This is a genomic window from Microbulbifer maximicatervae (SeqCode), from assembly GCF_052467305.1.
The window spans coordinates 3,472,203-3,485,010 of sequence record NZ_CP174306.1; the positions used below are offsets into that span (position 1 = coordinate 3,472,203).

Consider the following 12,808-nt stretch of genomic DNA (forward strand, 5'->3'; position numbering starts at 1 on the left):
TAGACGCCGAGAGAATCAGCATGAGGTACGCCGAACTCTTTTGTCAAAGCAACTTTTCTTTTCTGCAGGGGGCATCGCATCCGCAGGAATTAGTCCAAACTGCTTACAACCTGCAATATACAGCCCTTGCTATCACCGATGAATGCTCCCTTTCCGGAGCCGTTAGAGCCTATAAAGAACTTGAAACCATCAAGTCTACAGACTCTAAAAACCCCGAGTTTAAACTAATTTTTGGCAGTTATTTCCGGCTCCATAACAACATAGAAATAGTTCTACTGGCTCCGGACAAAACTGCCTACAGCGAGCTTTGCCAGTTAATTTCAAAATCACGCTTACGGGCAAAAAAAGGAACCTACATTACTTATCAAAGTGACCTGGTAGAGTTATGCAAAAACCTAATTGCCATCTGGATTCCAAATTTTAATAAGATAGAAATACCTGAAGAAATCAAGAAAACCTTCAGCGAACGGCTTTACATTGCCATCAACAATCACCTACACGCAGAGGAAAGCCTTAAGTCCAATAGAATTAGTGAGCTTGCAAGAAGAGAGAATATTTCCTTGGTTGCAACCAATCATGTCTTGATGCACTGCTATAGCCGAAAGCCACTACAAGATGTACTCAACGCAAATTACCATAACTGTACCCTGGATAATCTAGGGTATCGTATTGAGCAAAATGCTGAACGTTATCTTCGCAACTTAGGTGATATCCAGTCGTTACACTCCAAAGAGTCTATAGACAATACCAACCTCATTGCCAAACAGTGTACTTTTTGCTTGAGCGAACTCAGTTACGAATACCCATCAGAAGTTATCCCTCAAGAAAGTAATGCGAGCAGCTATTTAAAAAAGCTAGTACAAATAGGAAGGGCTGCTCGCTGGCCACAGGGTCCTGAAAAGAGAATTGATGAGATTATCAATAAAGAACTCGCAATAATAGCAGAACTGCAATATGAGCATTACTTTCTAACCATTTACGATATAGTCCAGTTTGCCCGCGAAAATCATATCTTGTACCAGGGCCGTGGCTCCGCAGCCAATTCAGTAGTTTGCTACTGCCTATTCATCACAGAGATAGATCCTCATAAAATTGGATTGCTATTTGAACGGTTTATCTCACGGGAACGTAATGAACCCCCAGATATTGATGTAGACTTTGAACACGAACGACGTGAAGAAGTTATTCAGTATATTTACACAAAATATAGCCGCGAAAGAGCTGGACTTACCGCTAGTAAGATCACCTACCGCTTTAAAAGCGCCGTAAGGGATATCGGCAAAGCCCTTGGTATCAACGCTGCCACAATAGAACAACTTATTGCTGAACGCGCCTGGTGGGACACTCTAGATAGTTTCCCCCAGCAGATGCAAAAAGTGGGAATAGATCCGAGCAGCGCAGTAGGAAAAATGTTCCCACAGTTACTGCAGCAAATATATGGTTTTCCAAGACATCTATCGCAACATGTAGGCGGTTTTGTTATTACAGAACAACCATTACACCAGCTGGTTCCAATTGAAAATGCCGCTATGGAGGATCGCACTCTAATCCAATGGGACAAAGAGGATATCGAAGATTTAAAACTAATGAAGGTCGATGTACTCGCGCTGGGTATGCTAACTGCACTGCGTAAATCCCTGAATTATATTGCTCTATACGGCCCCAAATTGCGATTGCAGGATATTCCCGCCGAAGATCCACAGGTCTACGAAATGATGTGCAGGGCCGATACCGTTGGAGTCTTTCAAATTGAATCTCGCGCTCAAATGAGCATGTTGCCAAGATTACAACCTCGAAATTTTTATGAGCTTACTATAGAAATCGCCATTGTCCGCCCTGGACCAATTCAAGGCGGCATGGTACACCCTTATTTGAAACGCAAGCAGGGGTTGGAGACCGTGCGCTACCCTCATAACAGTTTACGCCCAGTGCTTGAGCGCACTCTCGGTGTTCCTATATTTCAAGAACAAGTTATTCAACTATCGATGGTTGCAGCAGGGTTTAGCGGCGGTGAAGCGGATGAGCTTCGCCGAGCCATGGCCAGCTGGGGAAAAAATGGGGACTTGTATAAATTCAGGGATAAGCTTGTGCGGGGAATGCAAAGTAATGGCTATAGGGAAAGTTTTGCTGAGCAGCTCTTCAACCAGATGAAGGGGTTCGGATCCTACGGTTTCCCCGAATCTCACTCCGCAAGCTTTGCGCTTTTGGCCTATTTTTCCGCCTGGATTAAATACCATCATCCAGCGGCCTTTTACTGTGGGCTGCTCAACAGCCAACCGATGGGGTTCTATGCGCCGGCACAGCTAGTTTATGATGCTCAACGCCACGGAGTTAAGGTTTTGCCTATTGATGTACTTTATAGCTATTGGGATCACAGTTTGGAGATACAAGAGCTCTCTTCACCTCAACAAAGAGCCTCCTCAAAAAATTACGATACTAAAGGAAAAACAGAAGTTAATACGCCGGCAATGCCGTCCAAGGAAAATTCAGCATTCAGCAATAAAACTCCCGCTTTACGTCTGGGCATGCGTCTAATTAAAGGGCTAAAAGAAACCACAGAGAAAGCTATCCTAAAGCTTAGAGCGGATGCAAAAGTCCAATCTATAAAACAATTTCAAGAACTTTTAAAGCTAAACCATGAGCAGCTTTCCTGCCTTACTAAGGCTAATGCATTTATCAGCTTGACTCGAAATCGCCATAACGACAGTTGGACTTCTATAGAAACCGATTGCAGCAAGCCACAGACAAAATTTTTACCGCGAAATTATATAAAAGACAGTAGCGATGTTGACTATAGCAGTACAGGCTTAACTCTAGGCGAACATCCTGTCGCACTACTAAGAAGGCAAAAGAAATTTCAGAAATATACTAAGGCAAAGGATCTTACCTACCGTCTTGATCAAGAAAAGATTGACATCATTGGACTGGTAACTTGCCGACAACGGCCCGGAAGCGCATCTGGAGTGATGTTTTTAACCCTGGAAGATGAAACAGGCTGCATAAATGTAGTGATTTATGAGGCCTATCAAACCTTATATAAAGCAGAGATTATCCATGGAGGCATATTGATTGTTCATGGGGAGCTACAAATCTCTAAAGAGGCCAATAACAACAGCTATAAGACCACCCATGTCATCGCCAGAAGAATATTAAGTATCAATGAAAAAAATTACCAGAAGACAAGAAATTTTCATTAAAAAACTTCATCTAGACGCACTCCAGAGATTTCATCGAGCAACTCCCACTCAAACGGCTCCACTTCAGCTGGTGATGAGAAAAAGAACAACTGCTTGAAGTACTCCAACTCTAAGCTAAACTGAAAAACTTCGTACAGATTTGACCCTATATAGGAATATTCTACGGTAAGATCAATGATACTAAAAAGGCTATTCTGGAGACATTAAAAAACCTGGCAAACCTCAAGAAATGAAGTGGACATGGCATAAACTTCTACTATTGCTACCACACACTCCCCTAAGCGTCACAGGTCGTCCAAAATATTTCCAATGACGGGGCCTGAGATTAGGCGAGCAGAAGGGCAATAAAGTCACTTATTGGAGAAGTAGTTATTGTCAGCAGCTAAAGGGGAAAGAAATGCTAAATCTGTGGAAATAGTTTTACCTAGGCCGCCCTAAAAAGGGATAAATTCTATATGCTGAAATCACAAAATTACCGACACAGGAAATCGATTAGGCTACCACTAAGAAAATCTTCCAAAAGACATAGAGGGGTGCAATAAATTGCCACATAGCCCCGTAATATTTTAATTTTAGTAAGTCTTAGCTTCAGGTAATAAGTGCAATTGGTAAGGGAGGGCTCAGCTGGCAGAGTCTGTAACTCTCCCGACCAAGAGAAAGGTACCTATACGCTACTACCAACTGAGCGAAAACGAACGATACCAAATTTACAGATTAAGAAAAGCAGGACACTCTTAGGGAGCAACAGCGAAATTGTTAGACAGACATCGACAATCAGTCGAGAGCTTCGACGTAATATAGGCTTACTAGGATAGCGCTCGGGACAAGCACATAAGCTTGCAGAACTAAGACGCTAGTAAGCGTATAAGGCACAGAAAGTGACTAATAACGTGTAACAACAAATAGGCACCTTAACTCGGAGAGAATTGAGTCCTCAGCAGACTGCAAGTTATTTAAGGAGACATACCGGTGTATTGTTACATCGTGAGACGATCTACAAACTAATTTATTTAGATCAAAAAAATAGTGGAGACTTATATAAACATCTTAGGTTTGCATAAAGGTCCTATCGTAAGCGCTACAGTAAGTATGATCGATCGGAAAAATTAAAAACAGGGTGAGTATAGATGATCGGCCAGCCATTGCTGACCGAATGAATTGGTTAGGACTGGGAAGGTGATACCGTTATAATCAAGGGACGTGATAGTGCTTTGCTGACTATGATTGAGCGCAAGATGTTATTTACTATTACTGCTAGGCTAACGGGTAAATGATCAGACTTACCGGCTGAAGCGGCGGTTAGCCATATGTTGAGCTTCAAAGATAAAATCAAAACAATTGCCTTCGACATTTTTCTTAAATTCGATGGTCATGAAACGATTACGGAAGGCTTAGAGGCTAATACTTCTTTTCCTCACCTATATTTATCTTGGAAGAGAGGGATCAATGAGAATACAAACCGCCTCATTCGACAGTATTTCCCAAAAGATACCAGCTTTAATAAAGTGACAGACGAGTAGACTCAATTTGTAATGGATCGCCTGAATAGTGGACCAAGAGCGAGCCAAGGTGGAAGCTTTCCAAATGAGCTATTTATGGGGCTCAAGAGGATTTTCTTGTAGTATAAAGGGGCTGCAGATATTACTTGAAACCAAGTTACCTCATAGCATAAGAAAATTTAATTTTTATTTAAACCGAGAGTTATTTTAAGCTCATCGAAAAAACATCTTACCTAAACTATAAAATGAATAATTTTCACATACCAATAAAACATTTTATGGTAAAGCAGACTTTTAAAGGGTAAAATATAAATATGAGAAAGAAGAAAGTTATCCAATTATCGGCGTAGCAATAAGGAACTAGAAATATACAAATCTAGAACAAGCAACTATTAAACTTTAAGCGTCAAGAAAGAGGTTTTACAACTATATGAGAACACATAAAATAAAAGCGTACATAAGAAGGAAGCCACTTATTAATTCTTTCGCCCAAAAGGCATATAATATATTTATATCTCCATTCATATCATTTCCAGGATCAGAACGATACTGGAAGAAAAGATATGAAACAGGAGGAAACTCTGGAGCAGGATCATTTAAAAATCTTGCAGAGTACAAAGCTAAAGTTTTAAATAATTTTGTAGCTATCCATAAAATTAAGAATGTTATTGAGCATGGATGTGGTGATGGAAATCAACTTAAACTACTAAATTTTCCTTCCTATATTGGTTTTGACATAAGTGTAAATGCCTTAAATAAATGTAGAGAAATTTTCCCCCAGGACAAAACAAAAACTTTCAAGCTAACCAATGAGTATGAAGATCAAATAGCTGATTTGGCAATATCTTTAGATGTCATCTACCATCTTACTGAAGATGATAAATTTTATAATTACATGGAGCTGTTGTTTAATTCAGCAAAAAAATTTGTGATAATATATTCATCCAACTTTAATAAAAAATCAATATTTCAAGCGCCTCACGTTAGGCACCGTCAATTTTCAACCTGGATCGAAGAAAGTAAGCCACAATGGAAATTAGTAATGCATATTCCAAATGAATACCCCCACAATGGGAATGAAGAAAATAGCTCCTTCGCTGACTTCTACATTTATCAATTAATATAATTAAACAAGAAGCTTTAAGCATATAATTCAAATAGCTGCTTAACACTCTCGGATATATCGGCGAAAACTTTCTATTGATCTACCCCCCAAGCCATCAGAGCTATGGAAAAAAGTGAGATTTACTCACTCTTTTTCCATAATACAGTCTATTAACCAGAAATAACCTCAAAAATAGCCAAGGTTTTTAGCGAATCTTTAAAGTATAGTCACCAACATATGCCAACATCCCCAAAGTTCTGACCAAAGACCTAAAAAAATAAAATGGAATAAAAAAATAAAATTTCTTTTTTTTGAGTGACCTATATATTCTGTAAGAAATATAAGCACCAGACAAGTTCAAAAAAATTAAACCTACCCAAAAAAAAATAAATAAAGGCTTAAAGAGCACCCCGAATAGGGACAGGAAAATAAAAACGCTAAATATTGGTTGAAATAGATCACTTAAGCTACTGTAAGAATCTCCCTTAATCTTTCTTGGATACTCGTTGTACAATTTAATCCGATAAAAGCCTTGAGAAAACTGGACTTTTAGGTAGTCAATTAAGTTTTCTTCATGAAAATGATACACCTTCGACTTCGGCTCAAACTTTAAGCGAGCACCATTTTGTACCAACCTAAAAGAAAGCTCAACATCTTGAGCTTTTCTAAAACTAGGATTGAAGCCGCCATTAGTAAGAAAAATATCTTTTCGATACAAAACACTAAAAGATGCTAAAAAATCTACATCTTCACCCATTAAAGAATGTTTTAACTCAATTTCATCATGAATCAAACTTGGCAAATATTTTCCTGGCAATTGATTTGCATAGCTGCCTCCAACACCGACACTCTTAGTTTCTGTGATTTGTGCAAGTAAATAATCAAGTGTATCTTCCTTTATAATACAATCTGCATCAACAAACCATAGGAGGTTACCTTGGGCATTTTTTGCCCCAATATTTCTAGCTCCTCCAGCGCCAAGATTAGGAGAAGAGAGCAACCTAACACCAAAAGACCTTGCTACTTCTACAGTACGGTCTGAAGAGCCATCATCTACAACGATAACTTCAAGAACATCATCACGTGTACTAAGAATGTGCATAGACTCAAGGCAGAAGCCTATATGTAATTCCTCATTATAGGCAGGAATTATAACTGAGATAGTTTGCATTTAATCTACCACTGATAGAAATTGTTTATTTTTTGCTTTTATAAAAAACATAAATACAAAATAGAAAGAAGCAAAACTGGATATAGCTAGGCCAAGACTATATGCCAAGGAAGTTCTCAGACCATTTAAATTTGAAAGGTTAAATAAGACAAAAAGCAGCATAAATGAGACAGAGAGAAGAGAAACAATCGTAACAGCTCTGTAGCTTCCAAGCATAGTAAGAAGTCCAAATGAAGAGCTGCCAATGATATTTAGAACCTGACCAAAAACTAAAACCCTTACCATCATTGCTGCGTCTGAGTAGCCTGCCCCAAAAATCATCAATACAAACTCTGGAAAGACTAGTATAAAAACTGCTATAGGCAAAGTACAAATTACTGAAACCAGAACGGCAGAAAAAAAGAAATTTTGTAAACCTAAATAGCTACCTTCATTTAAATATTTTAGATAATTGGGCATGACATAAGCATTAACAGCCATGGGAATCAAGTAGACCAACAAAGAAACCTGAAGAGATATAGAATAAAAAGCCACTTCAGTTTTACTTGAAAAAAACCCTAACATGATCTGCCCAAACCAACTAAATATTATAAACATTAGCATCGGAGACAGCCATAAAATCATACCTTTCAATATGGAAAAAATTTGAGAAAAGCTAAAGGTACAAATTTTTATTCCATACCCGGTCCTTGACCAAATTATGAACGCGGATATTAAAATGCTGATATACGAAGCTATGTAAACCTGCAAAAAAGATACAAAGTCAATATTACCAATAGTTAAGTGTAGAGCAACACTAATAACTAGAAATAGAAGTGTAGCCCCTACCCCCTGAAATATCTGATGCCAAACGAGCCTCCCAATAGCTTGAAAGAAAACTGAATGAAAATACACTAAAGCGTATAATGAAATTAACAAAGCAAGTATAGAGTTAGATGTATAGGCAATTTCTTTACTATAAAAGTATGAAATTAGCATGACAGGGGAAAATAGAAAAAACAAAACAACTAAGCCATTTGTATAAATACTAGATATACCATCTCTATTTTCATCATGAAATAAAGAGTTAACCGTTCTGACGATGTAATGATCCAACCCTAGCCTAATAACCGTCCCCAAGAAACACACAATAGCGACAAGATAAAAAAACTTTCCTGAATCTGATATATTTCCCAGTCTAGCAATACTCAACCCAAATAAAAACGTCGCAATGGCCGACAACCCCTTTAAAAAAATTGGCTTGATTATTTCCTTTGGCGATAAATACAAAATTATTTTTTTAAATGTCGCTATTGTATCTATAAGAAAATTCACCCTAAACTTTCACCCCGCATTCTGAGTAGATCTTCAATCTAAGGACTGGAAACCAATATTTTTTAACTAGCGGTCTAACATACTTAATTTTCTCCATAAGCAATATAAATTGCTCTACACTCAGCCATTTAGAATGAAATATAACAAGCTAAAAACAAATCAAACTATGGTTAAGCATAACATTTAAGCTTTTTGGATAATTTATTTAGAACATTTTCACAATCAAATTTTTTAATATGATCAGTCAACATCAACGATATATGCTTTCTTTCTGAAAATGAGAGTTTTTGAGCTGCCAGACTCTTTTCAATAAACTCCTGTTCATCTTTAGCAATTAGCTCATTTTGCAGCCCAAATGGTATAATCTCATCAACTGCACCATTACTCATGGTAATTGGTATGCAACCAGCATCAATAGCTTCAATTAATGTCAACCCCAAAGATTCTGACATGTTCGTTGAAGGAAACAAAAAGACTTTTGCCGACCTAAGTAGATAAGCCAACTCTCTTTGATGGACAAAGCTCTTAAGTTTAACGTACTTCGTAAGTTTAAAGTGTTGACAAAACTCTAATAATAGTTTTTTTTCTTTTCCCTCACCCACAAACAAGGCTTGTGTCTCTACATTACTGTTAACCGCCCCGTGTATTGTCTTAATCGCTGTAATAACACCTTTACCCGGGATCATTCTGCCAGCAAAAATAAAATCTATCTGTCGATTACTTGATTCACATAAAAAGCCACTCAATGAGACTCCTCCAGAAGAGGAGATCAAGAAATCTCTCCCCCGTAAATCCGAATATAAATCAAGCATTTTCATGTAGAAGTATTCAGAGGGATAAATTGTTAGCCTTGAATTTCTGATTGCGATCCTAGAGAGATTTTTTTTTATGGCGGCCACCAATTTGTTATCTGACTCCGATACCACTCCATCACTACCATGAAAATTACTAACAATTTGTAAGTTTGAATTGATTAATGACAGTAGTATGACAGGTAGGGCTGATATACCCACATACTGAACAAAAATAATCCCTTTATAATTTCTTACCCTTATCCAAGTTTTAACACAATAAGAGAGGTAACCAAAAGGATTCTTAATTGTACACGTCAATATATTCTTATTAACATCCCACCCTCTACCTTCCAATCCATCGCAGATGTTTTTAACAAACACCCCTAATGCTGGACTCTTTTTATTAGGATATAAATTTGTAACAATTAGTAAATTACACTCTTTCATCTATTAATTCATGTATTAAAATTAAAAATCTAATTATTAAAAATGTTTACGAGGAAAGCTCCAAAAAAGTGTTGGATGCCAACAAGTAGACATGTCACTGCCAAAGATAAAGGTCGTAAAGCCTCTAAGTTTTGAAATGATTGCCCCATCCACTGAAAAAAAACAACAGCAACAATAATGGCTGATGAAATTAGTAAGGCTATGCTTTGGAGGAGCATATACTCTATTGAAAGCCTTCTCTTTAACTTACACCAGAAATCTCCAACAGTTCTATATCCTTGAAAAACGGAATAACTATAGGATGTAACTCCAAACAATAAAAGAGTATGGGATAAGACCATTGATAATGCTCCTAACAAAATCCAATGATCCCCAAAAGCAGATCCGCTTATTAGCCCAAGGAAATTATGGTCCTTAAGCATAAGTCCAAGATACACGAATATACCGAGAGAGAAAAAAATTAAAGATGGTACAATAAAAATACTAATAGGTGCCAATAGCAACATATATCGCAAATGGCGCCAACCATCTCGGAAAGGCCTAAGATGAGGCGCGCGCCCCCGGCCATCTTTATGTTGAGAAACAGGAACTTCACTTCGCTTTAATTTTAATAAAGATGCTTTAATTAGCATCTCACTAGCAAACTCCATTCCTGAAGAGGTAGCCTTTATACGAGAAAATGCCGCCCGAGTAATTGCTCTCAACCCACAATGAGCATCCGACAAGCCGCTACGAAATAATAGGTTTAATAAACCCGTTAAGAGGGGGTTGCCTATATATCGATTTAGAAAAGGTAAGCTGCCAGGTTCAATATAGCCCTTGAAGCGCGATCCGACACAAAGATCATTGCCCGCCATCAAGCTTTTAATCATAGGAAGAGTTTCTAAAAAATCATGTGAACCATCAGCATCACCAATAATGATATAGCGCCCAGTAGAGCCCGCAATCCCCCCCCTTATTGCAGAACCATAACCTTGCACAAATACGTTTTCAATTCGCGCACCCGCCATTCGAGCCATATCTATGCTACCATCCGAACTGCCATTATCAGCAACTACTACCTCGCCTGTCAGATCATACTCCTCACTCATTTTCTCAATGGCGAGAACTGCATTTTTGACAACTTCCCCTATAGTTTTAACTTCGTTTAAGCAAGGAATTACAATCGAGATATCTATCGAGTCTGGCAATACTACATCTACAGCACTGTCTTCTATTGAAATCGCTAAGCTCAAAATCCATACTCCAAGATAACCATGTGTCGGCCCGAAGAAATATCAACCATTTCCTGCACAGTTGATAATCAATTTGTCATTCCAGACTGATATTTAAGAGCACTCTTCAAGGCGCTCAAATGTTCTATACTCAATCTATCAAGGACAAGAGAGTCTAAGGTTTCCCTCTCAATGCGCTGTATGATATTTAACGCTTTATTAAATTCACCTCCAAGGATATATAACTTTGCCAGTTCTATGCCGGTATTTACATTTGGTGAGATTTCCCAAGCAGCTTCTCTTGATCTGAGAGCCAAAAGGTTTTCCCCCATCAGCAAATAGGCATTGGCGGAAAAGTCCAAATAAGAAGCATAGAGAAGTGGACTGCTATTTAATGCTGGTATTTTTTCAATATCATGAAGAAGTTTAATCATCCCCCCCTCGGGTAAGTATTTATTTACACACTCCATTTTTTCAGGGCTTAACATTTTCTTGAGCTGTAGTTCAACGGCTACTGAATAGTGTTGTTTTTGAAAAAGTGAAGTGTATACAGGCTGTACGTTATCAAGTTTTTCATGTTCACACTGGATATTTAAACGCAACAACTCTAGTGAAGGATCCGAAAATCGTCGGCCAATTATATCAATCTTATGTAACGCTTCCTGTGGATTGCCCGCCTCTGCAAGAAGCATCACCATCGACAACTGCGCTCTTAGGGAATAAGGATGTCTCTCTGACCACTTAATAGCCAAGTACCGGTAATCCGACCAAGTCTCAGCCCGGTTTATAAGTAAAAGTATAGAAACAACTAAAGGCAGCGCTACCAACACCTGTGCCCGTTTACTATATTTTAGTTTTAATCGATTCCCTAAAGTCACCATCAAGTAGGCAAGCCCAACCGAAAGCCCTACGTAAGGTAAATAGTTCCTATGTTCATATTTTAACTCCATCGGAACTATAGTTGATTCAATAATATGTGCTAAATAGAACCAAAAAATTGAGAAAGAAACTAACGGATACTTCTTTCTTTGATAAAAAGAAAAAGCCAGAAGGCCTATATGTAAAATCCACCAAAATGACGAAAGTTGAGTGCCATTTAAATTTAGAAGCCATTCCTTGTCATCATGGTAAAGCCCCCAATTCCCAGACCCTAAAAAAAAGAAACTCCCCCAATATTCAGCTAATACCTGTCCCTGAATAGACAATCTTTCTATAGCAGAAAATAACACTCGCTCGTCCCATCTGGACCAGCTGTTATATGCAGCCCACGAAAACAAAATAAAAAATACTGCCACTCCTACACATAATGCCACCCGCAACCATACATCATAGAACCTCCTATCCTCCCTTAAAAAGATATATTCAATTAAAGGGACTAACAGTAAAATAACAGCTCCATTTTCTTTTGAAAAAACCGATAGCATAGCTGCGATAAAAAATCCGACTAAACAGAAACAGGCCCTAAAAGGAGATTTCTCTAGCCGAAAGCATACATAGAAAAAAAGTGCCAATACTAAAAATAGTGCCATAAGCTGTGTCATTCTTTGTACAACATACAATGTCGTTGACACATGAAGCGGATGGAGTAACCACACGGCTGTAGCAAGCAGAGCTACAGAGTAAGCTAAGCGCTTATGAAAATTTATAGGCAGGAGTTTAACTAGAAACCAAAATATTAACAGTCCTGTTAACAAGTGTATCGCTATATTTGTTCGTTTAAATTTTTCCGCTTTTGCCGGCCAATATTGGTCATCAAGCAAGAAAGTCAATCGTGCAACCGACCTTATCCAATCGGAGCCAATTGGATCAACTACATAACGATATAGAGTACTAAAATCTGTTACACCCCCACCAGCCGCTATAGGGGATAAATTTGGGAAATCATCAAGTAAGAAAGGGCCTTTTACACCAAAAGAATAGGCTGCTGCTGTGATGAATAATAGCCCCCAAAGGTAGACCCCATATTTTAGTTTTTCACCCTTAAACAACACCTGTGCTCCACTAAATTTGGTCACTATCAAAAATATTTCAAGATTAATCAGCTAGACAATTTTCACCTTCAATATC

The 12,808-nt window shown here is 38.1% G+C and carries 7 protein-coding genes and 1 pseudogene; 3 read left to right on the forward strand and 5 right to left on the reverse strand.

Annotated features, from left to right (window positions below):
• Positions 1–20 precede the first annotated feature (20 nt).
• The 3 genes and pseudogenes from ACJJI4_RS15150 to ACJJI4_RS15160 all read left to right on the forward strand — a co-directional run bounded on the left by ACJJI4_RS15150 (position 21) and on the right by ACJJI4_RS15160 (position 5,822).
• Positions 21–3,197 carry an error-prone DNA polymerase gene (locus ACJJI4_RS15150; RefSeq protein ID WP_444925678.1) on the forward strand — a complete coding sequence of 1,059 codons (3,177 nt, stop codon included), beginning with the start codon at positions 21–23 and terminating at the stop codon, positions 3,195–3,197.
• Positions 3,198–3,863: 666 nt separating this feature from the next.
• Positions 3,864–4,819 (forward strand): annotated as a pseudogene (locus tag ACJJI4_RS15155) (IS30 family transposase).
• Between the two features lie 307 nt (positions 4,820–5,126).
• Positions 5,127–5,822 carry a methyltransferase domain-containing protein gene (locus ACJJI4_RS15160; protein ID WP_444925679.1) on the forward strand — a complete coding sequence of 232 codons (696 nt, stop codon included), beginning with the start codon at positions 5,127–5,129 and terminating at the stop codon, positions 5,820–5,822.
• Positions 5,823–6,006: 184 nt separating this feature from the next.
• Here the strand turns inward: ACJJI4_RS15160 and ACJJI4_RS15165 are convergent, their stop codons facing one another.
• The 5 genes from ACJJI4_RS15165 to ACJJI4_RS15185 all read right to left on the reverse strand — a co-directional run bounded on the left by ACJJI4_RS15165 (position 6,007) and on the right by ACJJI4_RS15185 (position 12,732).
• Positions 6,007–6,972: a glycosyltransferase gene (locus tag ACJJI4_RS15165; RefSeq protein WP_444925680.1), complete on the reverse strand. Its 966-nt coding sequence runs from the start codon at positions 6,970–6,972 to the stop codon at positions 6,007–6,009.
• Positions 6,973–8,286, reverse strand: coding sequence for an MATE family efflux transporter (locus tag ACJJI4_RS15170; RefSeq protein WP_444925681.1), 1,314 nt, complete (start codon positions 8,284–8,286; stop codon positions 6,973–6,975).
• A gap of 170 nt (positions 8,287–8,456) precedes the next feature.
• Positions 8,457–9,527, reverse strand: a complete 1,071-nt coding sequence (locus ACJJI4_RS15175; protein WP_444925682.1) for a glycosyltransferase family 4 protein — start codon at positions 9,525–9,527, stop codon at positions 8,457–8,459.
• 29 nt (positions 9,528–9,556) lie between these two features.
• A complete protein-coding gene (locus ACJJI4_RS15180; protein WP_444925683.1) occupies positions 9,557–10,762 on the reverse strand; it encodes a glycosyltransferase family 2 protein in 1,206 nt (401 codons plus the stop codon).
• 68 nt (positions 10,763–10,830) lie between these two features.
• On the reverse strand, positions 10,831–12,732 hold the full coding sequence (locus tag ACJJI4_RS15185; protein WP_444925684.1) for a hypothetical protein: 1,902 nt from the start codon (positions 12,730–12,732) through the stop codon (positions 10,831–10,833).
• Between the last annotated feature and the right edge of the window lie 76 nt (positions 12,733–12,808).